The organism is Shewanella sp. K8 (genome assembly GCF_028823715.1).
Classification (GTDB): Bacteria; Pseudomonadota; Gammaproteobacteria; order Enterobacterales; family Shewanellaceae; genus Shewanella; species Shewanella algae.
In genome coordinates this window covers 1-25,153 of record NZ_JAPEHY010000001.1, presented here as the reverse complement: position 1 = coordinate 25,153, position 25,153 = coordinate 1, and the positions used below count along the sequence as shown (strand labels likewise).

Genomic DNA, 25,153 nt, shown 5'->3' with positions numbered 1-25,153 from the left:
ATACTTCAAAGACGAAAGTCGGCGGCCACGCGATCGAACATGCTGCACACCTGCTCCACAGAGATCAACTCCATCAGATGCTCACCTTTGGCTCGTGTGCCCCAGGGAACCTGATGGCCCGGGAACTGCTGCGCTATCGCTTGCTCATAGGCACTCACCACATATTCCTTCCAAGTGTATGGCCCGGTGCGCCCGGGGTTGGAATGGGCATAGAGACCGATAACCGGCGTCGCTTGGGTCACCGCCATATGCGCCGGACCAGTATCCGGAGCCAACACCAGGCTGGCCCGCTCCAGAATAGCCAGCAACTGCACCAGAGATGTTTTGCCAATCAAGTTAGTTGGCGGCTGCTGACACTGGGCGCTGATGTCCTCAGCCAGCTGTTTTTCCAATGCACTTGGGCCACCGCAGAGCAACACCTTGAACCCGCGTTCAAACGCATGGTTGGCCACGGCGGCATACCGCTCCGGCAACCAGTTGCGTTCGGCCTTACTCGCCGCCGGGCAGATGATAAAAGTCTTGTCATCATCAGCGACCCACTGACGAGCAAACGCCTTGTCCTCTTCCGGCAGCGGGATATGCCAGCTGGGGCTCAAATCTGTTACTCCCAATTTGGCGGCAAAACCCATAAAACCTTCCAGCACGTGTGGCGTTGCCAGCGGAGCCACCTGTTCATTGGTCACCAGCCACTGCCCTTCTTTGGCTCTGGCCCGGTCAAAACCTATGCGCACCTTGGCGGGGATCATCAATGAGGCTATGGTAGCCCGCAGCGCCACCTGCATGTGCAACAGCACATCGAAACGACGCCCCTTGAGCGCCCGCCGCAGATTGAGATAACTCTTCCAGCCTTGGCCTTTGTCGAACACCACAAACTCAACTCCGGGCAGGTGCTTGAGCAGCTGATATTCTATCTTGCCTATCACCCAGGTGATGGCCAGTTGCGGGTACTGGCGCTGAATCGCCTGCACCATGGCTACGGCATGACAAACATCGCCAATCGCCGACAGGCGCAGCAAACAGAGAGATTGAATTTTCGCGGGGTCAAGGCTCATGGACAGAATCGGCTTCTTGGGTGCAAACCCCAGATCTTAATGTAGAATAGACCCAGGTTCCACGCTTATAACGAACAAATAGCCGATGCAGATTAAAAACACCGCCAAGGGTTGCCTGGCGCTGAGCCTTGCCGCCCCACAAGCCCTGGATGAAACCTGGTTTGACGAATCTTTTTGGCGGCAACAGCAAGCGATTGTCGGCTCATCCAAGGGGCGTTACACCACCTGGTTTGTTGAGCATGAGAAACAGCAATGGGTATTGCGCCACTATTGGCGCGGTGGCTTGATGGAAAAGTTCAGCAAAGACGCCTACCTGTTCACAGGCCTCACCAAGACCCGCGCCATGGCAGAACTGGCGCTGCTGGAGCAACTCTTTGAAGAAGGTTTACCTGTGCCCGAACCCATTGCCGCCAAAGTGGAACGCTTCGGGCTCTGGTACCGGGCCGACATTCTGATCCGCCGCATTCATGGTGCCGAGGATCTGGTGGCTCTGCTGCAAAAACAGGCCATGTCCCGCCCACAGTGGCAACAACTCGGCGCCTTGATTGGCCGTTTTCATCAGCGCGGTGTCTACCATGCCGATCTCAACGCCAAAAACATTCTCAGCAGCAACCAGGGCTTTTATCTGATTGATTTTGACCGAGGTGAGCTGCGAACCCCAGCCGATGGCTGGCAACAGGCCAATCTCAGTCGGCTGCTGCGCTCCTTCAACAAGGAAAAACGCAAACAGCCCGAGCTGCAATTTACTGAAGAGAACTGGCAGTGGCTGCTGGAAGGCTACCGCGGCTCAGCGAGTGCCTGACAACAAGGCCTGAGCCAACTGCAATTGCTTCTGCAGTGCTCCTCTGTTGCTGCTAACCACTTCCAAGCCGGCTTGGGCGGCGCGGCGTCTCGCATCGCTATCCTGTAACAGTGCCGTTATGCCACTCGCCAGTGAGGAAGCATCTTCAACCAATTGCAAGGCTCCGGCATCTTGCAGCAGACGGGTTATCTCGGCAAAGTCCCAATGATGAGGGCCAACAAATACCGGTAAGCCCAAGGCTGCCGGCTCCAGCGGATTATGCCCGCCATTGGTGATCAGGGTGCCGCCGACAAAGGCCAGATCGCCGCAGGCATATAACCCCAGCAGCTCCCCCATGGTATCCCCTAGCAGCACCTGAGTCTCGGCAGCTAGCTCGTGGCCGCTGCTGCGCCGCACATAGGCAAGCCCGGCCTGCTTGATGGCCGTGGCGGCATTATCGAACTGCTCCGGGTGTCTCGGTACCATGATCAATAAAGCCTCGGGCCACAATGCCAACAAGCGTTTATGGCACTCCAGCATGGCGGCAAATTCCCCAGGATGAACACTGCCGGCAACCCATACCGGGGACGAGGCGCGTCCCCACAACTGCCTTTCGCCTCTGGCCTTGGTTATCTTGTGCTGATCCAGCTGCAGGTCGAACTTGAGGCTGCCGCAAACACTCAGCTTGTCGCCGGCAACCCCGAGGGCGATAAAGCGTTCGGCCTCGGCTTGGGTCTGTACGGCTACCTTATCCAGTAGCTGCAACATGGGCAGGCTAAGCCCGGCCCACTTTTGGTATTTGGCGGCCGACTTGGCCGACAACCTGGCATTGGCCAGCATGATGCCGACGCCCTGTTTTTTGGCCTGATGCAGTAAGTTGGGCCAGAGTTCAGTTTCCATCACTATCAGGTTGGCAGGCTGGAGCCTGTTCAGAAAACGCCGCACACACCAGGGAAGATCGAACGGCAGGTAACAATGCTGCACTGTGTCACCAAATGCCTTATTCACCTCGCGGGAACCTGTGGGGCTGGTGGTCGTTACCGTGACAGATAAGTCAGGGTTGGCTTGCATCAATGCCTTGATCAGCGGCACTGCTGCCAGGGTTTCCCCCATGGAAACAGTATGGATCAACAGGTCTGTCGGTTTGGCCTTGAACAAGCCGAATCGCTCGCCCCACCTGCCGCGGTAATCCGGGCTTTTCAAGGCCCTAAATGCCAGATACAGCAGTAAGAGTGGTGACAACAGATACAGCAAGAGTGAGTAACGACTAAGGTTCATTGGCGGGATAATTGAGTTTTGCCTGATGGATTGTCACAATGCTAGCATAATACCCGAAGCAGCATAACCAAGAGCCATTCGCCGGATTGCGGATGATGCCGCAACCATTTAGGACTCAGATGAAAACCCGCGATAAAATCATCCAGGCCAGTCTGGAACTCTTCAACGAACACGGCGAACGCTCCATCACCACCAATCATATCGCGGCCCATCTGGGAATAAGCCCGGGCAATCTCTATTACCACTTCCGCAACAAGGAAGACATTATTCGCTGCATCTTCGCCCAGTATGAAAATCATCTGGAACTGGGGTTTCAACCCTATGAAGACAGGCAAGTCGATGTCGAGTTGTTGATTGGCTATTTCGATGCCATGTTCTATACCCTGTGGCAATTTCGCTTTATGTACGCCAACCTGGCCGACATCCTCAGTCGCGATGAGGCCTTGAAAAAGCGCTATCTGGAAGCCCAGCAAAAGGTGCTGACCCGCTCTAGCCATGTGCTGCAGCTACTGTGTCAGGATGGCTTTCTACAGCTGGAGCAAGACAAGATCTCCAGTCTGGCCGATACCATTAAGATGATAGTCAGTTTCTGGATCAGCTATCAGCTGACCCAATCCAGCATAGCCAATATTACCAAGTCTTCACTCTATGAAGGCCTGCTCAGGGTACTGATGATCTTCAAGGCCTACGCCACTCCCAGTTCCACCTCGACCTTCGAGCGCCTGGAGCAGCACTACCAAACTTTGGCTCACCAGCAAGACTAGCGCTGCAGCCTTGGGCATCTGTCATTCAGGTGCCTTTCTCCTTCTCGACTTCCTTAGTTTTTCTCATCTGAAACAAGCACTAGCCCTAATCTGATTTATCCCTGTCGGCTCAGCTTAAAAAAGAGTGTTGAGCCATTGGCTTTAGGGTTAAAATGCCACCACTCCAATAAACAGAATAATCCAATCAAGGAGACTTAAGGTGGCATCTACCTCATTCTACGATCAGATCAACCAACAGCTTGCCGACGTCAAGGCCGAAGGCCTGTACAAGAGCGAGCGTGTAATAGTTTCTCCGCAGCAACCGGCCATTCGCGTCAACGAAGCAGAAGTTATCAACTTCTGCGCCAACAACTACCTGGGCCTGGCCAATCACCCTGAATTGATCAAGGCGGCGCAGGCCGGGTTGGCAGACCATGGCTTCGGCATGGCCTCGGTACGTTTTATTTGCGGAACCCAGGACATTCACAAGCAGCTGGAAGCCAATCTGTCCGAGTTTCTCGGCATGGAAGATACCATCCTCTACTCCTCCTGCTTCGATGCCAACGCCGGTCTGTTTGAAACCCTGCTTGGCCCGGAAGATGCCATAGTGTCGGATGCCCTGAACCACGCTTCTATCATTGACGGTGTCCGCCTGTGTAAGGCCAAGCGTTTCCGCTACGCCAACAATGATATGGCCGACCTGGAAACCCAACTGATCGCCGCCCGCGATGCCGGTGCCCGCCATATCTTGATAGCGACAGATGGGGTGTTTTCCATGGATGGGGTTATTGCCAACCTCAAGGGTATCTGTGACCTCGCCGACCAATACGGCGCTATGGTAATGGTCGATGACTCCCACGCCGTTGGCTTTATCGGCCAGAACGGCCGCGGCACCCACGAATATTGCGATGTGATGGGGCGTATCGACATCATCACAGGCACCCTGGGTAAGGCGCTGGGCGGCGCTTCCGGCGGCTTCACCGCGGCCCGCAAAGAAGTTGTCGATTGGCTGCGTCAGCGTTCACGCCCTTACCTGTTCTCCAACTCACTGGCGCCTTCCATCGTCAGCGCTTCGATTCGGGTGCTGGAGATGCTCAAAGAGGGCCAGGAACTGCGCGAAGCGGTATGGGAAAACAGCCGTTATTTCCGTGAAAAAATGGCTGCAGCCGGATTCACCCTGGCCGGTGCCGATCACGCCATAGTGCCGGTCATGCTGGGTGATGCCAAGTTGGCCAGTGACTTCGCCAACCGCCTGCTGCAGGAAAATATCTATGTCATCGGCTTCTCCTTCCCGGTAGTACCCAAGGGACAGGCCCGTATCCGTACCCAGATGTCGGCGGCTCACAGCCGTGAACAGCTGGACAAGGCCATCGAAGCCTTCACCCGAATCGGTAAGGAGATGGGTATCATCTGATACCTATCCCATGGAGTAACATGATGAAAGCACTGAGTAAACTCAAGCCTGAACAAGGCATCTGGATGGTAGACGCGCCCAAACCTGAAATGGGCCATAACGATCTGCTGATCAAGATTCGCAAGACCGCCATTTGTGGTACCGATGTGCATATCTACAACTGGGATGAGTGGTCACAAAAGACCATCCCGGTTCCTATGGTTGTCGGCCATGAATATGTCGGCGAAGTGGTAGATATGGGTCAGGAAGTTCGTGGCTTTAATATTGGTGACCGAGTGTCAGGCGAAGGTCATATCACCTGTGGTCACTGCCGTAATTGCCGTGGTGGCCGCACTCATTTGTGCCGTAACACAGTGGGGGTTGGGGTTAACCGCGAAGGCGCCTTCGCCGAATATCTGGTGATCCCGGCCTTCAACGCCTTCAAGATCCCCGATGATATCAGCGACGATCTGGCCGCTATCTTCGACCCCTTTGGCAACGCGGTACACACTGCGCTGTCGTTTGATCTCGTCGGTGAAGATGTGCTGATCACCGGAGCCGGCCCCATAGGCATTATGGCCGCCGCGGTTTGCCGCCATGTCGGTGCCCGCCACGTAGTTGTCACAGATGTCAACGAATACCGTCTGGAACTGGCGCGCAAGCTGGGAGCAACCCGAGCCGTCAATGTGGCCAAGGAAAAACTCGAAGATGTGATGAGTGAGCTCGGCATGACAGAGGGCTTCGATGTCGGCCTGGAAATGTCCGGTGTGCCATCGGCCTTCCACTCCATGTTGGATACCATGAACCACGGTGGCAAAATTGCCATGTTGGGGATCCCGGGTGGCGATATGGCCATAGACTGGAGCAAGGTCATCTTCAAGGGGTTGGTGATAAAGGGCATCTATGGCCGGGAAATGTTTGAAACCTGGTACAAGATGGCCAGTTTGATCCAGTCAGGATTGGATATTGCACCTATTATCACCCACCATTACAAGGTGGATGACTTCCAGCAGGGCTTCGATGCCATGCGTTCGGGTCAATCCGGCAAGGTCATTCTCAGCTGGGATTGATCATCAAACAGGGCGCTGTACTCATGCAGCGCCCTGATGCACACTGTTAACAAGCATCACCTCTTTTACAGGCAAAGTATGTCCAGTTACCAACACCTTTCTGTCGTTCAACTCCAGCAAATGATGGCCGAAGATGCCGAGCTGCAGATAGTCGATATTCGCGACCCTGCCAGTTTCGAGACGGCCCATATTCCAGGAGCCGTCCGCCTCGGCAATGACAATCTGGCCGACTATCTAAGGGACGCCGATATGGATAAGCCCTTGGTTGTCTGCTGTTATCATGGCATCAGCAGCCAAAGCGCAGCGGAATATTTGCAACATCAAGGATTCGATGAGGTCTACAGCCTGGATGGCGGTTTCGCTGCCTGGCCGAGGGACTGAGGCATGGAAATCGGCCGCCTCCCCAATGAACGTGCTGCCCAGGCGCTGGTAGACTACCTCAAGGGTGAAGGGATCCCCTGTCGCATCACACATCTGGAACAGGGGGTGGCCATCCATGTTATTGAGGACACAGACCAAGCCAAGGGGCGCAAAGCATTTCTCGACTTTGTCCAAGATCCGTTAAACCCCAAGTACTTGCAGGCCTCTTGGGAGCATGGCGACAACCGAATCCGCTTTGACTATGGCGCGCCATCGCTGCAACTGCTGAGTCAATTTATTACCGGCGCCGGACCGCTGACGCTGATCATTCTACTGGTCTGCATAGCTATCTTCGCAGCCATGAACCTGGGCTACGGCAATCAGGTATTCGAAGCCCTGGCCTTCTTCGGCGCCACTTCGGATGCCGGTTTCAGCCAATTCTGGCGCCTGTTTACCCCGAGCCTGCTGCACTTCTCGGCGCTGCATATCACCTTTAACCTACTCTGGTGGTGGGTCTTGGGTGGCAAAATAGAAAACCGTATCGGTCTTGCTCCTTTACTGACTCTGCTGTTGGTCGCCGGTACTTTGCCCAATATAGTGCAGTTCTATCTCAGTGGCCCCAACTTCGGCGGTCTTTCCGGGGTTGTGTATGGCCTGGTAGGTTATACCTGGGTCAGCGGCCGTATGAGCCCAGAGAAAGGCATAGGTCTGCCACCGGCCTTGATGGGTTTTATGCTGTTGTGGCTGGTACTTGGCTTTATGGATGTGTTTGGCCTTTCGATAGCCAACGGCGCGCATCTGGGTGGACTCTTGGTCGGGCTGGCCCAAGGCTGGCTCGACAACCGCGGGAAAAAATAATCCTATGTGGCTCAGGTTTGTACACGCCAAAGTCACTCTGCACAGCCGGCAACAGTAAAAAGAGGGAGCTCAGGCTCCCTCTTGAATAGGTTCAAAGTAACTTGGACAGGGCTTAGGCCAGCTCCAACACCTTGGCCACCAGCTTTTCAATGCCACTATTGGCCTCGGCAATGGAACCTGCCAGCATGTAAGCCGGGGTGCTGACTATCTTGCGCTCACTGTCGACCACAATTTCATCTACCTTGGCATTTTGATGTTCACCGCCCATGGCTACAAAGGCCGCTGCGGTTTCGGCGTCCGTCCCTATGGTGCCTCTGGCCCCTTCACCATAGAGGCTCGGGATCATCACAGGCGCGATACAGATAAAACCCACCACCTTGTCTGCACTGATAAAACGGCTGATAAATTCACGTACCGGAGCGGCAATCTCACTATTGCTGCCATTTACGGCAAAGTTACAGAGGTTTTTGGCGGCCCCGAAGCCTCCGGGAATGATCAGGCCGTCGAAGTCAGCCACATTCAGTTCAGAAGTCGCCTTGATATCACCCCTGGCAATTCGAGCAGCCTCCACCAACACATTGCGCTGCTCAGTCTCCACGACTTCACCCTTGAGATGATTGACCACATGCATTTGAGGAATATCAGGGGCAAAACACTGGTAAGCCGCGCCCGAACGAGACAGGGACAGCAGGGTCAACACCGCCTCATGGATTTCACTGCCATCGAAGACACCGCAACCACTGAGAAGAACTGCGATTTTTTTCATTAAAAACTCCCTCTTATGTCATTTGGGTTTAACAAACCAGTTACAAACTGGTTGATCTGATTAAAAATCATGCTAACTTAATTCATCGTCTCTGCTAAGAGGCGATTTTTACCGCTACCAAGGTGCGAATCAGGAAAAGGAATTTAAAAAATCCACAACCGATAAGATTTAGTAAAACTTTTACCTGACTCACAAAAAAACAAATAACAAATAAATATCAACAAGTTATAAAAACAACTTTATGTTGTTCTCTACCGCCTTTCTCTATGTTGATTTTTTCACTCACAGACTTATCCACAGGCTGTGGGTGATTTTGTCATGGCCGAAAATGCCTTGATATGGCATGCTTAGCAGCACTTAAGACAGCTTAGATTGAAACAAAACTATGCCAACAATAGCAGAAAACCCCCTCGTCCTTGTGGATGGTTCTTCCTACCTCTATCGGGCCTACTATGCACCACCTCACCTGACCAATTCCAAGGGTGAAGCTACCGGGGCTGTTTATGGCGTAGTCAATATGTTGCGCAGCTTGCTGGGCAAATACAAGCCACAACAGATGGCGGTTGTTTTTGATGCCAAGGGTCCCACGTTTCGTAACGAGATGTACGCCGAGTATAAGGCCCACAGGCCACCAATGCCTGATGATCTGCGAAGTCAGATAGCCCCCCTGCATGCCATCATCGAGGCTCTTGGCCTGCCACTCCTTTGTATTCCCGGGGTTGAAGCCGATGACGTGATAGGCACTCTTGCCTCCAGGGCCAGTAAGGAAGGCCGTGCCATTCTGATCAGCACAGGCGATAAGGATATGGCGCAACTGGTGGATGACAATGTCACCCTGATCAACACAATGACAGACACCATAATGGGACCGGAAGAGGTCACCAGTAAATTTGGTGTCGGCCCCGAGCTTATCATCGACCTGTTGGCCCTAATGGGCGACAAGGCCGATAACATCCCGGGACTGCCTGGTGTGGGTGAGAAAACCGCGTTGGCCATGCTGACAGGGGCCGGTGGTGTCGCCAAGCTACTGCAGCAACCGGATTGTGTCACGGAACTTGGCTTCCGTGGTGCCAAGACCATGGCCAAGAAAATCACCGACAATGCCGAGATGCTGCAACTATCCTACGATCTGGCAACTATCAAAACAGATTGCGAGCTGGATCTGGATTGGCATCAACTCAATATTACCGAGCCCAATAAAGACCAACTGACACAGCTTTACGGCGAGATGGAGTTCAAGCGTTGGTTGGCAGAAGTTCTGGACAACAAGATGCCGCACCCCAAGGCGGCCAACACAGCAGCGCCAGAGACTCAGGAAGAACCCCCATCTCAAGTCACTATAGAGACAGAATACGAAACCATACTGACAGAAGCCGCACTGGAAAAATGGCTGAAAAAGCTGGCCGATGCCGAACTGATGGCGGTAGATACTGAAACCACCAGCCTCAACTATATGGACGCCAAACTGGTGGGTTTGTCCTTTGCCGTCAAGGCTGGAGAAGCCGCCTATCTGCCACTGGGACACGATTACTTGGATGCCCCCGAGCAGCTGCCTAGAGAAGGGGTATTGGCCAAACTCAAGCCTATTCTCGAAGATCCCGAGATAAAGAAAGTCGGTCAAAATCTAAAATATGACATCAGTATTCTGGCCAATGCCGGTATCAAACTGGCCGGTGTCGCCTTCGATACCATGCTCGAATCCTATGTATTCAATTCTGTAGCATCCAGACACGACATGGATGGCCTGGCGCTCAAGTATCTGGGGCACAAATGTGTCAGCTTCGAAGATATTGCCGGTAAAGGCGCCAAGCAGCTGACATTCAACCAGATCCCTTTGGAAACAGCGGCGCCTTACGCCGCCGAAGATGCCGATATCACACTCAGGCTACACCAACACCTGTGGCCAAGGCTTGAGCGGGAGCAAGAGTTAGCCAACGTTTTCACCGAACTTGAGTTGCCGCTTATTCAGGTGCTCTCACAGATGGAGCGCGACGGAGTGTTGATCGACAGTATGCAACTGTCGCAGCAGAGTGATGAGCTGGCACAAAAGATAGATGCGCTGGAGCAAAAAGCCTATGAGATAGCCGGAGAGAAGTTCAATCTGGGTTCTCCCAAACAGCTGCAGGCACTATTCTTCGAAAAGCTGGGTTATCCGGTGATCAAGAAAACGCCGAAAGGCGCGCCATCCACCGCCGAGGAGGTATTGATAGAGTTGGCGCTGGATTATCCATTGCCAAAGATCATTCTCGAGCATCGCAGCCTGACCAAGCTCAAGAGCACTTATACAGATAAGTTACCGCTGATGATCAATGGCAAAACCGGCCGGGTGCATACCAGCTATCATCAAGCCAACGCTGCCACCGGCCGCTTGTCGTCCAGCGACCCTAACCTGCAGAATATTCCTATCCGCACCGAAGAGGGGCGCAGAATTCGTCAGGCCTTTATCGCACCTTCAGGACGCAAGATTCTGGCCGCCGACTACTCACAGATTGAACTCAGGATCATGGCTCACCTGTCCCAGGATGCCGGCCTGCTGGCGGCATTCGCCGAGGGTAAAGATATTCACAGAGCAACGGCGGCTGAAGTCTTTGATGTGGCTTTTGAAACTGTCACTCCAGAGCAGCGCCGACGGGCCAAGGCGGTTAACTTCGGTCTTATCTATGGCATGTCCGCCTTTGGCTTGGCACGCCAACTGGATATTCCCCGCACTGAAGCACAAAGCTATATGGATACCTACTTCAAGCGTTATCCCGGCGTGCTCAAGTATATGGAAGAGACCAGGGCACTCGCTGCCGAGCAAGGTTATGTCTCCACACTCTTTGGTCGGCGCCTGTATCTACCGGAAATCCGTGATCGCAATGCCATGCGGCGTCAAGCCGCAGAACGGGCTGCAATCAACGCTCCTATGCAGGGAACAGCAGCCGACATCATCAAGAAGGCGATGATCAAAGTTGCCGACTGGATAGCCTCTGATACCAAGGGGGAAATCACCATGATCATGCAGGTTCACGATGAATTGGTGTTTGAAGTCAATGAAGCGAAAGCCGAAGAGCTACAACACCAGATCTGCAAACTCATGGCTGAAGCCGCTACCCTGGATGTACCTTTGCTGGCTGAAGCCGGCTTGGGTGACAGCTGGGATCAGGCTCACTGATAATCTATCTATTCCATCAAGAGCCATCCTTCGGGATGGCTTTTTTGTGTTTTGAACACAAGGCTATGATTATCCGCATCTGCTCCCGTCATTAGCTACCCTACCTGAACTAAAAACAACAATTTTTGGCAAAAAATCGACAAACCAGCGCTAAAAGCCTGCTTTTTAAGCTCATTTTTGTAATTTAAAGATCAAAAGGCGCTTTTCTAGCCAACGATTCTTGTGATCGACTCCACATTATTGTCGTCTTTTTGAAAAAACAGTTTTCCCATTAGAGATAAATACAGTATTATTCTCGGCGTAGGGTACAGAGGTTAAGATGTTCTATCTTTCAGACCTTTATTTCACTTTTAGTGATCAGCCAAATTCTGGCGCCCCAGCAATCATTTGCTGGGGCTTTTTTTCGTCTGCAATATTTTTTAGAGTAATTACTTTAAAACTGATTCAGTTCGCGTTATGCTACCGCCATTGAGAGCCATCGAAGTCCAAGTTTGATGGTACTTGAGTCTTGTTGAAATTTTAGCTTCTCCCCAAAAGAGCTAATTTAACCGGTGACTGAGTCGCCGGTTTTTTTTGTCCTGAATTCTCCCGGCACACACAGCAGATACAAAAACGGCAGCCTATATGGCTGCCGTTTGCATAGTTTGAGTCCATCACTCTTGTTCGTTCTCTTCTTGCTCCAACCAGGCTGGATGGCACCACTCATCCAGAATCGCCAGAACCTTAGGTTTCCCGGTTCCCTTAAGTGATGAGAAAGGCTCGACTCTGACCCAATCACCAAAGTCAGCCAGCGCTTTACGTACCTCATTGACCGTCTTCATCTTGGCACTCTGTGGCAGCTTATCAGCCTTGGTCAGCAGTGCCAGCACAGGGATCTCACTGGCAACAGCCCATTCAATCATCTGCAAGTCCAAGTCTTTCAACGGATGGCGAATATCCATCAGCACCACCACACCACTCAGGCAAGCACGCTTTTGTAAATACTCACCCAGCGACTCTTGCCATTTGAGCTTCATGGCCAGTGGTACCTGAGCAAAACCATAGCCGGGTAAATCCACCAAACGGCGCTGCTCATCGAGCTCAAACACGTTGATCAGTTGAGTACGACCTGGAGTTTTACTGGTTCTTGCAAGGTTTTTCTGCTCGGTCAAAGCATTCAAAGCGCTTGATTTACCGGCATTTGAGCGACCGGCAAAGGCGATTTCCACGCCGGTGTCGCCCGGTAAGTGCTTGTCCAAATGGGCAATATCAGGCGCACTGATAAGGAATTTTGTCTTGCGAAAATCGATACGAGTTGCTGTCACTTCTGACTCCGGAATTTTGCTGGGTGATAGCATAAATATTGAAGACTTGCTTACTTTTCCACGTTTTCGTGTAAAATATTAGCCCGATCACATTATTTGTATTTTACCACGCTTGCGGGTCACCCTAGTAAGCTCAGGACAATAATTTAACGAAAGAAGTTGGAACGCCATGAAAAAGTTAGCCCTTGCGCTGTCTGTAGTCGCCGCCATATCTTCACCTGCGATTGCTGAAGGTAATGCTGAAGCGGGAAAAACCAAAGCCATTGTCTGCTCTGCCTGCCATGGCCTTGATGGCAACAGCATGATCGACATGTATCCCAAGTTGGCTGGTCAGCACACAACCTATCTGCAAAAACAGCTGCGGGAGTTTCGTAGTGCAGCCCAAACCGGTGGCAAAGATGGCCGTATGGATCCTATCATGGGCGGCATGGCGGTAGCCTTGAGCGATCAGGATATTGCCGATGTTGCAGCTTATTTTGCCAGCCAAACATTGCAGGTTGCTGAAGTTAAGGATGTTCCTGATGCCGGCGAGAAGCTGTTCAAGGGTGGTGATATGTCTCGTGGCATAGCCGCTTGTTCCGCTTGTCACGGTCCTGAAGGCAAAGGCAGTGAACTGGCCGGTTTCCCGGCAGTTGCTGGGCAGCACGCCAACTACATCAAGATCCAGTTGAATAAGTTCCGTGATCAGAGCCGTCATAACGACTTAAACGGAATGATGCAGGACACAGCTAAAAAGCTGAATGATGCAGACATTGAAGCGCTGGCCAAGTACATCTCCAGCCTGAAGTAATTTTTGCTGTAGCTTGGAAAGGGGTGACGTTTCACCCTTTTCTTAAGCCATAAAGTTTACGTTTACGTAAACTGAAAATATTAATGCTTGACACAGATCACAGATTTAGGTTTAATGTGCCCGTACCGAGATAAACCCATCTGTTTGTATAAAAACTTTACCAACAACATTCAGGTTTCGGTATGATTTACATTCAAGATATAAGAATAAAGCAATCCAATAACAATAAGACTACTAAGACCACTCGCAAATAATAATAACGAGTCGAGATTTCAGTTTGAAATCCAGGTCAATAAAAGTAAGGAACCGGCGATTTTGCCAAACCGCTTTTTAGCATTGTCCTTACGAATTAACAGGGGAACTTGCTCCAACAGGAAGATGTTTGCAGGACTCAAACATTGGCACAGGAAGCAACGCGCTTTGGATGCACTGGCTGGAAGCTTGTTATCACTGGAAGGTACTTAGTAGACAAGGATGGTCTGTTAGGCGTCACAGAAGACGACTGGATAATGATGAGCCAATTTGGCTATCGCTATTTGCAGGAAACCCAAGAAAGTGTCTGGAAGACCGATAACGAGAAAAGCTGCAGGGAAAGCTGTCAAAAAAAGAAGGATATCGACCGGGAAAGTCGCATAGCAAGTAAGGAAACTTGAAATCAGAATCAGGTGTTAGTTAGCACCATCATAAGGCGGCAGCCATACTGCCGCCTTTTTTTATGGCATAATTTATTAACCACCGTTGAGCAGATATTAATTAGTCCATGCGTCGTTGCCCACTGTGTCATAACGATCATGCTGAACTCAGCTTTCAGGATAAGAAACGAGGTTTTTATCTCTGTCCCGAATGTCGGCTGTTGTTTGCAGATTCCAGCAGTTATTTGTTACCCGATGCCGAGAAACAGCGTTACGGCAGAGCCCGCCAAGCAGGAAAGCAAAAGCAGTTGGCACGCTTTATCCACCCATTGTTGGAACAACTTCAATCTTTGCAACCCGCGCCGCTATTTGGTCTCAACTTCGGCCGGGTGCTAAGCGAAGAAGGACTGCAGCAGATCAGCAACGCCGGCCACCATTTACAACAATTCGATCCCTTTTTTGCGGCAGACCACCAGCTACTACACCACCAATATGATTTTATCTGTTGTTTTCGGGTGTTCGAGCACTTCAGAACCCCAGCCAAAGAGTGGAGCTTAATCGAAACGCTGCTGAAACCAGGGGGTTGGCTGGCCATATCCACTCCGCTACTGACATCTTTGACGGCGTTTGCCAAATGGCATTACAAGAACAATCCGACTCATGTCAGCTTCTACCAGCAGCAGACTTTTGCTTACTTGGCATCTCTGGGTAAATTTAAGCTAATATTTGCAGCGCAGGACTTCATCTTGATGCAAAAAACATCAGGATCTGCTATAACACGCGACCTTGATGCAGAACCGCCGCTTGTAGACTGAACCCGGCACGGTTCGGACGCAACCAACTACTTTTTATCGAGAGAATTATGTCCCGTAGTAAAAAGACCCGTAAAGTCGGCGAGAACAACCCCAAACTAGCCCCCAGAACCAAGAAATCTGAGCGCGCTCCGGCCCGTAAGAAACAGGATTCAGGCAATAAGGCGGGCAGCCGCCAAAACCCTGCTGCTCCAAAGGGGCAAAAGCGGGCAGGCTCTGACAAACAAGATATCCGCCTTGGCAGTAAAAAGCCTGTCGCTCTGGATATAATCAAAGAAAAGGTTGCACAGCCCAAACAACCCAAACTGACCGATGAACAGTTGCTGCTGCAACTGGAGGAAGATCCGCGCCTGAATAAGCTGCTGGATCAGCTGGAAGAAGGACGGGAACTGGCCGCCGATGACCAGCAATGGCTGGAGCGGCAATTGGCCAAGATAGAGAAGTTGATGGAAAAACTTGGCATTACCGATTTGGATCAGGCCGATGAAGCCCCAAGCAAGAGTCATAGCGATGACGAATTGCTGGAGAAATTCGAATCCGGTGCTGAGCTTCTGAAACAATACCAAGACAACTAACGGAGGCCGGGATGCAGTTTATCCTTATCACCTTAGCCATGTTGATCATCATAGGCCTCAGCGCCTATGCCACAGTGTTGCTGCTGCGTCTGAGGAAACAAACTCAAGCCAGAGAACAGGCGATGGCTGAGCAAAAGGCGGTTATGGAAGCTAAACAGGCATCCCTGCTTGCCGATATTCGCTATATTGCTGCCGCAATGACAGAAGAGCGTTGTGAGTTGTCTGAAGGAGTGGTCAGAATCGTTAAACTGTTCGATCTGCTGTCGCTGACAGAGAGAGTCAGTGGTGATTACCCGGATGTGTTTATGCATTTTGAGCGCATCAAGGATCATCCAATTCTGGAGGCCAGGGCTCAGTTACCCAAGCAAGAACGGATGCGGCTCGACCTGGCCAGAATGAAGTCTGAAGCCGAGCTGGAACAAGGCATATTGGCCGATGCCAAGAAACTCTCCGAGTTTCAGCTAAAGCCAACCCACTAAGGTTTCAACTGCCGGCTTACTTCTCAGCAGTCGGCAGCGCTTTCTACACTAACGCTCTTCAAACCGTCTGCCCATATGGCCTTCTTGGCCCAAACATGTCAGTTTAATAGATAGTGGGTTAATAACCCTCTATCTATTCAGCCGAGTAGCTATCGCACCCGCTGAATCCCTTCCCCGGCGTGAGTCGGTGCACAAAACCTCAATAAGACAACAGACATCGAAAGCGTTTTCATGGATATTCCCTAACGTCCAGTTGTGTACATGTAATTTTTACAACCTGGATCAAGGTTATTTGAGCTATAACCCTGCATACTTCGCTCATTGCTAATTTACTGTCGGAGGACACGCCTTGAAGCAGCCCACTCATATCAGCTGGGATCAATCAATGATCGAGAAATATAACTACAGCGGTCCCCGTTATACTTCCTACCCAACGGCGCTGGAGTTTGACGACTCATTCACCGAAGGCGATCTATTGTCGGCCATAGCCGGCAGCAAAAGCGACAAACTGTCTCTGTATATCCATATCCCTTTCTGCGCCAAGCTGTGCTACTACTGCGGCTGTAACAAGGTAATCACCCGGCATCAGCACAAAGCCGATCAGTACATAGAGTACCTGGCAGCCGAGATCGTCAAGCGGGCGCCTCTGTTCAAGCACTACACTGTGACTCAGATGCACTGGGGCGGTGGCACACCGACTTTCCTTAACCCAGAGCAAATCATCAAGTTATCGTCACTATTGAAGAGTCACTTCAACTTTGCCGAACAGGGTGAATACTCTATCGAAGTCGACCCTAGAGAAATCGAACTGTCTATGCTAGATGCCCTCAAAGAGGCAGGGTTCAACCGTATATCCATTGGGGTGCAGGACTTCAATAAAGAGGTTCAGGTAGCAGTTAACCGTGAACAGGATGAAGACTTCATCTTTGCGCTGATCAAAAAGGCCAAAGAGATGGGCTTTGTCTCTACCAATGTCGATTTGATTTACGGCTTGCCTCATCAAACACCGGAAACCTTTGCCGAAACCATTCAGCGAATTCTGGATCTGTCTCCAGACCGTCTGTCTGTATTCAACTATGCCCACCTGCCGGCCCGCTTCGCGGCCCAGCGAAAAATCAAAGATGAGCACCTGCCCAGCCCACAACAGAAGCTGGACATGCTGCATCAGACTATTGAGACCCTGACCGGCGCCGGCTATCAATACATAGGCATGGATCACTTCGCCAAACCCGATGACGAGCTGGCCAAGCTGCAAAGAGAAGGCCGATTGCACCGTAACTTCCAAGGTTATACCACCCAGGAAGAGTGTGACCTCCTTGGACTAGGGGTGTCATCCATCAGTCAGATTGGTGACTGTTATGCGCAGAACCAAAAAGATATTCGCCCTTACTATGAAGCCATAGATGAGCAGGGCCACGCTCTGTGGAAAGGCTGTAAACTCAATCGTGATGATGAAATCCGTCGTGCGGTGATCAAGCAGCTTATCTGCCACTTTGAGCTTGATATGGCCAAGATGGAGCAACAACTGGGGATCCAGTTTGAAGAGTACTTCGCCGAAGATCTCAAGCTGCTGCAAACCTTTATCGACGATAAACTGGTTAACATTGAAAACCGTCAGATCAGCATCAGCCCAACCGGGCGCCTGTTGATCCGTAATATCTGTATCTGTTTCGATGTCTACTTCCGAGAAAAGGCACGTCAGCAACAGTTCTCCCGGGTAATTTAACCCTGACTAGAATAAAAAAGCCGATGAATCATTCATCGGCTTTTTTTTGTGTCTTAACCAAACTTTTATGCTTTAGCGGCGTAAAGTTCCCGGCGCTCGCTGTCTGAGAGGAAGGCCATCTCCACGCCATTACGCTGCAGCTTGGCCAACTCAGCGTCGGTGAAGCCCATCTCCTGCTTAACCACACGATATTCATGCTTGATATCTATGGCACTGACGCCTGGATCATCGGTATTCAAGCCAACCAGCACACCGGCTTCCATAAAGGTTCGCAGCGGATGCTCTTGATAGCTGCTCACAGTGGAAGTATGTAGATTACTGGTGGGACAGGACTCGATACCTATCTTGTGTTCCACCAGATACTCCATCAATTTGGGATCATGAATAGCATTGACCCCATGGCCTATGCGAGTCGCCCCCAACTCCTTGATGGCTTGCCACATGCTTTGGGCACCGGCGGCTTCTCCGGCGTGAGCCGTTATCTGAAGTCCGGCATCACGCACCCGCTTGAAATGCTCGTTAAACAACTCACCGGGGAAACCCAATTCATCACCGGCCAAATCAACCGCGACCAGAGACTCCCTGTGCGCGAGCAAGCCATCCAACTCCTGAGTACAAGCCTGCTGACCAAACGAGCGAGACAGAATACCTATCAGTTTTATCTTAACCTGATAGTCCTTGAGCCCGGCTTTTACGCCATCAACAACGGCTTCCACCACGCCTTCTATCGGCAGCTTGTGATTCATTGCCATGTAGTAAGGGCTGAACCTTAATTCGGCATAGTCCAACCCGGACAATGCCGCATCGGCGACATTTTCATAGGCCACCCGCTTTACCGCATCCAAATCGGCCAGCACGGCAACCATCCAGTCCAGCTTTTTCAAGAAAGCCACCAGGCTGGATTCTTTGCCCTGGATCTGTACATAAGGTGCCAAGGCATCAAGCGAGGCCGCCGGCAAGGCAATGCCATGTTGGTGACCCAGTTCCCATATGGTCTCAACCCTAACATTACCGTCCAGATGGCGATGTAAATCGACCAACGGAATTGAAGTATCAATCATAAAAATAACCCCTGTATGAACTACCCCGCCAATTTAGTTATTTTTTGGTCTGGGGACGCTTAAGTGTAACACGCCTTTTGTTAACACCTCTTAGTCTGCAGACAGGCTTTGTTACCAAAAGGTGAGCTCGAATGGCTGGGGCTGCCACCAAGCTTGAGGCATAATCCGTTCTCAAGGATAAAAAAGGAACAAAATCAAATGAAAAAACTCCTGCTACCCCTATTGCTCACCGGACTCTTGGGCGCCTGCCAACACCCTACTCATGAAGCCAACACGCCAGAAATAGGCAAGCAACTATCCCAAGCCGATAGCCAACTCCAGCAGTTAATAGCCGATGCCTGGCAGCAAAGGCTGGCAGAAAGCCCACAGATGGCCTTCCAGTTTGGCGATGACTCGGCCGCGGGTAAGTTAGCAGACTTGTCAGCTGAAGCTCTGGCGGCCGATGCTGCGGCCAATTCAGCACTTTTGCAACGGCTAAAGGCCATACCCAGAGAACAGCTGAGCAAAGAAGCCGCCATCAATGCCAGTATTCTCGAATACCAATTGCAGGAGAGCGTGGATAGCTTCAGGTTCAAGGCCCATTACCTGCCGATTACCTCAGAGAGTGGCTTCCACGCTTACATTGCTTCTATGGCCTCCGGGCCATTCAAGACAGAAGCCGATTACCGTCATTACCTGCAGAAGCTGCGATCTCTGCCGCGCTATTTCCAGCAACAGATACACTGGATGCGCCAAGGGCTTGCCGAGGGCATCACTCAGCCGCAATCTGTGCTGAGAGGGTTTGAACAGAGTATTCAGGCCTATATGGTACCAGTGCAGCAAAGCAGCTATTTCAAGCCGTTTGAGACGTTTCCAGAACACTTTTCTGCCAATCTTAAACAGGAACTGAGCCATGCCGGGTACGTCAGTGTCGAGCAGCATGTGTTACCGAGTTATCAAGCCTTCTACGACTTTATGACCGAGGAATATATCCCCGGCGCCCGTCAGAGCATTGCCGCATCAGCTCTGCCCAATGGTCGGGCCTTTTATGAAAACAGGGTCAAGTACTACACCACTCTGGACATGACGCCTGAGCAAGTCCATCAACTGGGGCTGAGTGAAGTAAAACGGATCCGCGCCGAGATGGAACAGATCATCAAACAAACCGGTTTTAAAGGCAGCTTTGCCGAGTTTCTGCATTTTATGCGCACCGACAAACGCTTTTATGTGAACACGCCGGAGCAACTGCTCAAAGAGGCCTCCTATATTGCCAAAAAAGCCGACGCCATGTTGCCACGCTATTTTGGCAAGCTGCCACGCAAACCCTATGGCGTAGCCCCTGTACCGGCAGAAATTGCCCCCAAATATACAACCGGGCGCTATTCCGGCTCCAACTCGGAGACTGTGGCGGGTTTTTATTGGGTGAACACATATGCCTTGGATAAGCGCCCTCTCTATGAGTTGGAAGCACTCACCCTGCATGAAGCTGTTCCGGGTCACCACCTGCAGATTTCCCTCAATCAGGAGTTGGAGCAACTGCCCGATTTTCGCCGCTACAGCTATATCTCGGCCTTTGGCGAGGGATGGGGACTATACAGTGAATATTTGGGGCTGGAAGGGGGTTTTTATCAGGATCCCTACAGCAACTTTGGACGCCTGACTTACGAGATGTGGCGCGCCGCTCGCTTGGTAGTCGATACAGGTATGCACACCCAAGGCTGGAGCCGTCAGCAGGCAATAGACTTTATGGCCGGTAATACGGCTCTGTCGCTGCACAATGTCACCACAGAGATAGACAGATATATCTCCTGGCCTGGGCAGGCGCTGGCCTACAAGATTGGCGAGCTGACTATCAAACGTCTGCGAAAGCAAGCAGAAGACGCCCTGGGGGAAAAGTTCGATATCCGCCAATTCCACGATGCAGTTTTGGCACAGGGCTCAGTGCCCATGTCTGTGCTGGAACAACAGATAGCCGATTTTATCGCCTCACAGCAATGAAGCCCTGTTTCTGATACACTCGGCCAGTGCCTTTGAGCACTGGCTTTTTTAGATCAGGAAATATTGGATGGTAACGACCCAGGCCCGCAACGCAGAACCCGCTTCAGCCCAGTCTCAATTGGAGACTTTCTGGCAAGGTGTCACCCATGCCAAGCTGGCAGTGGGATTCGGTAAAGAGCTGGCCTACGGTTATATTTGCCACCCAAAGGCGAAACAGGCCGTCGTCATCAGCAATGGCCGGGTTGAGAGTTATCTCAAGTATCGGGAGCTGATCCATGACTTCTATCAGCAAGGTTTTAGTGTCTACGCCTTGGATCATATTGGACAAGGGCTATCCAGCAGGCTAACCGCCAATCCCCACCAAGGGCACATAGATAAGTTTCAGGACTATGTTGATCACTTGCACTGTTTCGTTGAGCAAGTAGTAGTTTCAAACCAATATGAACAGTATTTTCTGGTAGGCCACTCCATGGGAGGGGCAATAGGTACTCTGTACTTGCAGCAATATCCCCAGAGATTTACTGCCGCGGCCTTCTCTGCCCCCATGTATGGGATCCGTTTGCCAATGCCGCGCAACTTCGTACGTTGGTTGGCGGGGAAACTCAATAGTTATGGCCCGCATACCGAGCCCAACTACGTGTTATCCGGCCATGATTATCGTCCACTCGAGTTTAAAGATAATCAATTGACCCACAGCGAAAGCCGGTATCAGGCCTTACTGGATTTATGCCGGCAACGTCCGGAGATCCAACTGGGCTCGCCCACCAATCAGTGGTTGATAGAAGCATTGGATGCTTGCGAGAAGACTATCACCGCAGCCAGAGAGTCCAAGGTCCCGATCCTCATTCTACAAGCTGAGCAGGACACTATCGTCGATAACCAGGCGCAAATCGCAGCCCTTGGCCCCGAGGTAATACTGGAAAAGATCACGGGAGCCAGGCATGAACTCTTTATTGAAATCGATGCAATACGCGAGCAGGTGCTGAGTACTATTTTCAACTTCCTGGCGCAGCACACAATAACTCATGCTTCGGCGCATGCAACAGAGTCGCGAACTCAGTCTCAGACAGAGGCTGACTGAACAGATATCCCTGGAAGCTGTCACAGCCGAGCTGGTTCAAAAAGGCTCTTTGCTGAGCCGTTTCAACCCCTTCGGCAACCACTTTCAGCTCCAGGCTGTGGGCCATTTCGACTATGGCCCTGACTATAGCATCGGCACTACGCCCCGAGCCTATCTTCTGCACAAAAGAGGCATCTATCTTTAGTCTGGATAGGGGCAGATTCTGTAAATAACTCAACGAGCTGTAACCTGTACCAAAGTCATCTATCGCCACAGATATCCCGGCCTTCTTCAACAGATCGATTCGGGTATTCATGATGCACAAGTTGGTCAACAGGGCGTACTCAGTCAACTCCAGCTCCAATGCATCCGTAGCAATCCCCTGGGCCTTCAACAAGGCGATCAGGCGTTCCACAAACTCAGGCTGGTTAAACTGCCTGGCACTGAGGTTAATGGCAATTTTAGGCACTTTTATGCCTTTGGCCTGCTGCTCACGAATGAAGCGACAAACTTCAAGAATGACCCAATGGCCAATCTCACTGATAAGGCCGCTGCCTTCAGCAATGGGAATGAAGTCCGCCGGCGAAATATTCCCCTGCTGCGGATGTTGCCAGCGTAATAACGCCTCTGCCCCTGTCAATTGCCCCTGACTATCAACTATTGGCTGATAAACCAAAGAGAGTTGTTGCCGCTCGATGGCATAGCGCAGCTCATTCTGGATCAGCAGATTCTGGTGAGCCTTAACCTCCATCTCGGAGTTGTAGATCATGCAGTTATCTCTTCCGCCTTCCTTGGCCTGGAACATAGCCATATCGGCTCGCTTCAAAAGCTCCTCGGCATCAATATCATCCTGATCATCGAACAGGCAGACACCGATGCTGGCAGACACATGCAGCTGCTTGTCACTGATATTAAAGGGTCTGGCAACCAACTGTCTGATCTCACTGGCCAACGCCAAGGCCCGCCTTGCCGCAGTGGTTTTGTCTTGGGTCAGGTCTTTTGCCAGGATAACAAACTCATCTCCCCCTAACCTGGCAACCAAAGTATTGGCAGTAAAATAGCCCGAGAAACGAGCGGCCAGTTGTATCAACAGCCGATCTCCCAAGTGATGTCCTAGAGTGTCATTAATGGTTTTGAAATTATCCAAGTCGATAAGAAACAGCGCTGCACACTGCAAGCTGTTGTGACAGTGCTTTTGCTGCTCATACAAGGCGTCCATCAAGGCGCGACGGTTAGCCAAGTTAGTCAATGCATCATGATTGGCTAAATGGGCCAGAGCTTGCTGATTACGTACATCATCCGACACATCAGCATGGGTACCGATAATCCTGCAAGGGCGCCCCTGCTCATCCCATTCAACCAGCATTCCCCTGTCCAGCACCCAGATATAGTGCCCCTCTTTATGGCGCAGACGGTGAACACTTTCAAACGCCTCGGTTTCACCATTGAGGTAGGCCTGTAGAGACGACAGCACCGCCTCTCTATCATCGGGATGAAGTCGACTTTCCCAAGTAGAATAAAGCCCTTCAAGCTCATGAGGGCCATAACCTATCATCTCTTTCCAGCGGTCCGACAGAAAAACTTCGCCGCTGGCGATGTTCCAATCCCAGATCCCATTGCGGGTTCCTTCCACCGCAAATAACCAGCGTTGCTCATTGTCTCTCAATTGTTTCAGGGTTCGCTGCAACTTCTGTTGACTCTGATGTAAATAATCCTGCAGCACCCGTACTTCGCTGAAAAGCCACGGACTATCTATATGAAAAGAGCTGCTCTCACCTTTCCGGGCCTGCCAAACCAAGCTTCTTAAAGGGCGGATCAGCATAAAGTGCAACACCAGCATAAAGCCCAAAACGAACAAGGCTCCCAAGCCCCAAACCCGCATAAACCGTACATTAAGAGCATCTGTCACCTTAGCCATTGCCGGTGACAAATCATATTCCAGGTAGATTAGCTCGACCTTTTCACCAAAGCCCACGGGGGCTTCTGCAGCTATAGGGTAATAGGCTTGTATCGATAGTCGATCCGGATTGGCAAATATCAAGGGTTTACCTGAGTTGACCACTTGCCGCTGCAGTTCCATAGAATAGCCATCGATAACCTGCAAAGCCCGGCTGTCGCGCCAGACTACATGATTGGCGTGGCGAATAAGGCTGGTGTCATCAAGCAGGATATACACCATTATATTGAAGTCGGTTGCCGCCAGAGATATTTCTTCAGCCACGCTATCCAGGTTGTGGTTACCTACAGCCTTCTCAACAAGATGCTGCATCCTGAACAGCTCTTTCTTGAGCTGTTCTATCTGAACCGAAGCAGCCTCAGACTCCAGCGACTGACGCTCATAGAAATACTCCCCGGCAACAAGACAGAGATAAATAAAAAATACACAAAAAGGAACAACATAGGCCATGGCAGGCCTTGGCATCTTCACAAATGAAATCCTTGATGCTCATGACAAGAAGGCACACATAACGCTTAATGCTAACGGCAAATTAACTTACAGGCAAAGAGTCTAACTTCAAAATTGTTTTCGTGCTCAAAGACGCTGCCAGGTAATGCAGGTAGGAAGCTTAAACAACCAGGGAATGCTAAGGGCAAACAATCCAAAGCGGCTTTCGCCTGAATAAGGGGTAGTAGATATCACGAGCAGGATCAATGGGGTGGGGCTAAGCAAAATCCATAGGTTCCAAACCCAAAGAAGCCACGAGTACCTTTATTGAGGATACCGGTTGGGTGAAATCTTTGTGCTCCAGAGACTGGATAAATCTGACCAAACAAACGGGTCGAGCCATTCTCAATATCTCCACAGCACCATCTCACATGGGGGCGAAAGACATCTGCTCATCAAGCACAGCTTGATAGATGGCTGTAGCGCGAAGCAGCTTGGCTGCGAGCTGAGGGGCCCTCACTGCGTAAGCAGCTTGGGGCTGCATGTTAAGTCGTTCTCGCTGGAAGCGAGACAAACAAAAAAGCCCTAGCATTTAGCTAGGGCTTTTTTGTTACTGTTTTGTCTCCACTTTTTTTAAAAAGTGAAAATAAAATTGGGCGTCTGGCGATGACCTACTCTCACATGGGGAGACCCCACACTACCATCGGCGCGATTGCGTTTCACTTCTGAGTTCGGGATGGGATCAGGTGGGACCACAATGCTATTGTCACCAGACATATTTGGTAATCTGGAAAGCTGTGCTCTTCTTCAGAGCCTGAGTTCAAACTTCAATCAAGTATCGACTTCTTCAAGTCCGTAAAACCCATCTGGGTTGTATGGTTAAGCCTCTCGAGTCA

21 protein-coding genes and 1 rRNA gene are annotated in these 25,153 nt (G+C 51.2%); 15 read left to right on the top strand and 7 right to left on the bottom strand.

The window, feature by feature from the left end:
* Nucleotides 1-5: 5 nt before the first annotated feature.
* Complete coding sequence (locus ON072_RS00110) at nucleotides 6-1,052, bottom strand: glycosyltransferase family 9 protein (protein ID WP_025009075.1); 1,047 nt, start codon at nucleotides 1,050-1,052, stop codon at nucleotides 6-8.
* An 85-nt stretch (nucleotides 1,053-1,137) separates the two neighbouring features.
* Here ON072_RS00110 and ON072_RS00105 point away from each other — a divergent pair, with 85 nt between their 5' ends.
* On the top strand, nucleotides 1,138-1,854 hold the full coding sequence (locus ON072_RS00105) for a 3-deoxy-D-manno-octulosonic acid kinase (RefSeq protein WP_062793653.1): 717 nt from the start codon (nucleotides 1,138-1,140) through the stop codon (nucleotides 1,852-1,854).
* Here ON072_RS00105 and waaA read toward each other — a convergent pair.
* On the bottom strand, nucleotides 1,840-3,111 hold the full coding sequence (waaA, locus tag ON072_RS00100; RefSeq protein WP_208164465.1) for a lipid IV(A) 3-deoxy-D-manno-octulosonic acid transferase: 1,272 nt from the start codon (nucleotides 3,109-3,111) through the stop codon (nucleotides 1,840-1,842). The genes ON072_RS00105 and waaA overlap by 15 nt on opposite strands.
* A 119-nt stretch (nucleotides 3,112-3,230) precedes the next feature.
* Between waaA and ON072_RS00095 the strand changes: the two genes are divergently transcribed.
* The 5 genes from ON072_RS00095 to glpG all read left to right on the top strand — a co-directional run bounded on the left by ON072_RS00095 (nucleotide 3,231) and on the right by glpG (nucleotide 7,535).
* On the top strand, nucleotides 3,231-3,875 hold the full coding sequence (locus ON072_RS00095; protein WP_025009072.1) for a TetR/AcrR family transcriptional regulator: 645 nt from the start codon (nucleotides 3,231-3,233) through the stop codon (nucleotides 3,873-3,875).
* 199 nt (nucleotides 3,876-4,074) lie between these two features.
* The gene (locus tag ON072_RS00090) at nucleotides 4,075-5,268 is read left to right on the top strand and encodes a glycine C-acetyltransferase (protein WP_071238782.1); all 1,194 of its coding nucleotides are present in this window, start codon (nucleotides 4,075-4,077) and stop codon (nucleotides 5,266-5,268) included.
* Nucleotides 5,269-5,291: 23 nt separating this feature from the next.
* Nucleotides 5,292-6,317, top strand: coding sequence for an L-threonine 3-dehydrogenase (gene tdh, locus ON072_RS00085; RefSeq protein ID WP_025888990.1), 1,026 nt, complete (start codon nucleotides 5,292-5,294; stop codon nucleotides 6,315-6,317).
* 78 nt (nucleotides 6,318-6,395) lie between these two features.
* Nucleotides 6,396-6,698 (top strand): thiosulfate sulfurtransferase GlpE, encoded by a 303-nt coding sequence (glpE, locus tag ON072_RS00080; protein WP_025888989.1) that lies wholly within the window; start codon nucleotides 6,396-6,398, stop codon nucleotides 6,696-6,698.
* A gap of 3 nt (nucleotides 6,699-6,701) precedes the next feature.
* On the top strand, nucleotides 6,702-7,535 hold the full coding sequence (gene glpG / locus ON072_RS00075; protein ID WP_208142313.1) for a rhomboid family intramembrane serine protease GlpG: 834 nt from the start codon (nucleotides 6,702-6,704) through the stop codon (nucleotides 7,533-7,535).
* A 112-nt stretch (nucleotides 7,536-7,647) separates the two neighbouring features.
* On the opposite strand, the gene elbB is transcribed toward glpG, so the two are convergent.
* Entirely contained in the window at nucleotides 7,648-8,301 is a 654-nt protein-coding gene (gene elbB, locus ON072_RS00070; protein ID WP_025009069.1) for an isoprenoid biosynthesis glyoxalase ElbB, read from the bottom strand.
* Nucleotides 8,302-8,686: 385 nt separating this feature from the next.
* On the opposite strand from elbB, the gene polA reads away from it, so the two are divergent.
* On the top strand, nucleotides 8,687-11,455 hold the full coding sequence (polA, locus tag ON072_RS00065; protein ID WP_208142314.1) for a DNA polymerase I: 2,769 nt from the start codon (nucleotides 8,687-8,689) through the stop codon (nucleotides 11,453-11,455).
* A gap of 653 nt (nucleotides 11,456-12,108) precedes the next feature.
* On the opposite strand, the gene yihA is transcribed toward polA, so the two are convergent.
* On the bottom strand, nucleotides 12,109-12,759 hold the full coding sequence (gene yihA / locus ON072_RS00060; protein ID WP_025009067.1) for a ribosome biogenesis GTP-binding protein YihA/YsxC: 651 nt from the start codon (nucleotides 12,757-12,759) through the stop codon (nucleotides 12,109-12,111).
* A 169-nt stretch (nucleotides 12,760-12,928) separates the two neighbouring features.
* Between yihA and ON072_RS00055 the strand changes: the two genes are divergently transcribed.
* From ON072_RS00055 to hemN, 6 genes are all read left to right on the top strand, one after another.
* Nucleotides 12,929-13,549 (top strand): c-type cytochrome, encoded by a 621-nt coding sequence (locus ON072_RS00055; RefSeq protein WP_025009066.1) that lies wholly within the window; start codon nucleotides 12,929-12,931, stop codon nucleotides 13,547-13,549.
* 398 nt (nucleotides 13,550-13,947) lie between these two features.
* Nucleotides 13,948-14,202, top strand: coding sequence for a hypothetical protein (locus ON072_RS00050; protein ID WP_028780364.1), 255 nt, complete (start codon nucleotides 13,948-13,950; stop codon nucleotides 14,200-14,202).
* Nucleotides 14,203-14,309: 107 nt separating this feature from the next.
* On the top strand, nucleotides 14,310-14,996 hold the full coding sequence (locus ON072_RS00045; RefSeq protein WP_025888988.1) for a methyltransferase domain-containing protein: 687 nt from the start codon (nucleotides 14,310-14,312) through the stop codon (nucleotides 14,994-14,996).
* Between the two features lie 47 nt (nucleotides 14,997-15,043).
* A complete protein-coding gene (gene yihI, locus ON072_RS00040; protein WP_208164466.1) occupies nucleotides 15,044-15,568 on the top strand; it encodes a Der GTPase-activating protein YihI in 525 nt (174 codons plus the stop codon).
* An 11-nt stretch (nucleotides 15,569-15,579) separates the two neighbouring features.
* Nucleotides 15,580-16,047, top strand: a complete 468-nt coding sequence (locus tag ON072_RS00035) for a DUF2489 domain-containing protein (protein WP_025009062.1) — start codon at nucleotides 15,580-15,582, stop codon at nucleotides 16,045-16,047.
* Between the two features lie 349 nt (nucleotides 16,048-16,396).
* Nucleotides 16,397-17,773: an oxygen-independent coproporphyrinogen III oxidase gene (hemN, locus tag ON072_RS00030; protein ID WP_081737146.1), complete on the top strand. Its 1,377-nt coding sequence runs from the start codon at nucleotides 16,397-16,399 to the stop codon at nucleotides 17,771-17,773.
* 65 nt (nucleotides 17,774-17,838) lie between these two features.
* Here hemN and add read toward each other — a convergent pair whose 3' ends face one another.
* Nucleotides 17,839-18,834, bottom strand: coding sequence for an adenosine deaminase (gene add, locus ON072_RS00025; RefSeq protein WP_123115415.1), 996 nt, complete (start codon nucleotides 18,832-18,834; stop codon nucleotides 17,839-17,841).
* Nucleotides 18,835-19,032: 198 nt separating this feature from the next.
* Here add and ON072_RS00020 point away from each other — a divergent pair, with 198 nt between their 5' ends.
* Together ON072_RS00020 and ON072_RS00015 are read left to right on the top strand one after the other, a co-directional pair.
* Complete coding sequence (locus tag ON072_RS00020; RefSeq protein WP_109247418.1) at nucleotides 19,033-20,811, top strand: DUF885 domain-containing protein; 1,779 nt, start codon at nucleotides 19,033-19,035, stop codon at nucleotides 20,809-20,811.
* A gap of 67 nt (nucleotides 20,812-20,878) precedes the next feature.
* On the top strand, nucleotides 20,879-21,892 hold the full coding sequence (locus ON072_RS00015; RefSeq protein ID WP_144218787.1) for an alpha/beta fold hydrolase: 1,014 nt from the start codon (nucleotides 20,879-20,881) through the stop codon (nucleotides 21,890-21,892).
* On the opposite strand, the gene ON072_RS00010 is transcribed toward ON072_RS00015, so the two are convergent.
* Together ON072_RS00010 and rrf are read right to left on the bottom strand one after the other, a co-directional pair.
* Nucleotides 21,807-24,293 (bottom strand): putative bifunctional diguanylate cyclase/phosphodiesterase, encoded by a 2,487-nt coding sequence (locus tag ON072_RS00010; protein WP_037467712.1) that lies wholly within the window; start codon nucleotides 24,291-24,293, stop codon nucleotides 21,807-21,809. The genes ON072_RS00015 and ON072_RS00010 overlap by 86 nt on opposite strands.
* Before the next feature lie 622 nt (nucleotides 24,294-24,915).
* Nucleotides 24,916-25,031 (bottom strand): 5S ribosomal RNA (gene rrf / locus ON072_RS00005).
* Nucleotides 25,032-25,153: the final 122 nt, after the last annotated feature.

Coding starts and splice junctions, on each gene's coding strand:
- ON072_RS00045 (WP_025888988.1), top strand. CDS start 14,310: ATGCGTCGTTGCCCACTGTGTCATAACGATCATGCTGAACTCAGCTTT.
- yihI (WP_208164466.1), top strand. CDS start 15,044: ATGTCCCGTAGTAAAAAGACCCGTAAAGTCGGCGAGAACAACCCCAAA.
- glpE (WP_025888989.1), top strand. CDS start 6,396: ATGTCCAGTTACCAACACCTTTCTGTCGTTCAACTCCAGCAAATGATG.
- polA (WP_208142314.1), top strand. CDS start 8,687: ATGCCAACAATAGCAGAAAACCCCCTCGTCCTTGTGGATGGTTCTTCC.
- ON072_RS00015 (WP_144218787.1), top strand. CDS start 20,879: ATGGTAACGACCCAGGCCCGCAACGCAGAACCCGCTTCAGCCCAGTCT.
- ON072_RS00110 (WP_025009075.1), bottom strand. CDS start 1,052: ATGAGCCTTGACCCCGCGAAAATTCAATCTCTCTGTTTGCTGCGCCTG.
- ON072_RS00020 (WP_109247418.1), top strand. CDS start 19,033: ATGAAAAAACTCCTGCTACCCCTATTGCTCACCGGACTCTTGGGCGCC.
- add (WP_123115415.1), bottom strand. CDS start 18,834: ATGATTGATACTTCAATTCCGTTGGTCGATTTACATCGCCATCTGGAC.
- ON072_RS00105 (WP_062793653.1), top strand. CDS start 1,138: ATGCAGATTAAAAACACCGCCAAGGGTTGCCTGGCGCTGAGCCTTGCC.
- waaA (WP_208164465.1), bottom strand. CDS start 3,111: ATGAACCTTAGTCGTTACTCACTCTTGCTGTATCTGTTGTCACCACTC.
- ON072_RS00035 (WP_025009062.1), top strand. CDS start 15,580: ATGCAGTTTATCCTTATCACCTTAGCCATGTTGATCATCATAGGCCTC.
- ON072_RS00055 (WP_025009066.1), top strand. CDS start 12,929: ATGAAAAAGTTAGCCCTTGCGCTGTCTGTAGTCGCCGCCATATCTTCA.
- glpG (WP_208142313.1), top strand. CDS start 6,702: ATGGAAATCGGCCGCCTCCCCAATGAACGTGCTGCCCAGGCGCTGGTA.
- ON072_RS00010 (WP_037467712.1), bottom strand. CDS start 24,293: ATGCCAAGGCCTGCCATGGCCTATGTTGTTCCTTTTTGTGTATTTTTT.
- elbB (WP_025009069.1), bottom strand. CDS start 8,301: ATGAAAAAAATCGCAGTTCTTCTCAGTGGTTGCGGTGTCTTCGATGGC.
- tdh (WP_025888990.1), top strand. CDS start 5,292: ATGAAAGCACTGAGTAAACTCAAGCCTGAACAAGGCATCTGGATGGTA.
- ON072_RS00095 (WP_025009072.1), top strand. CDS start 3,231: ATGAAAACCCGCGATAAAATCATCCAGGCCAGTCTGGAACTCTTCAAC.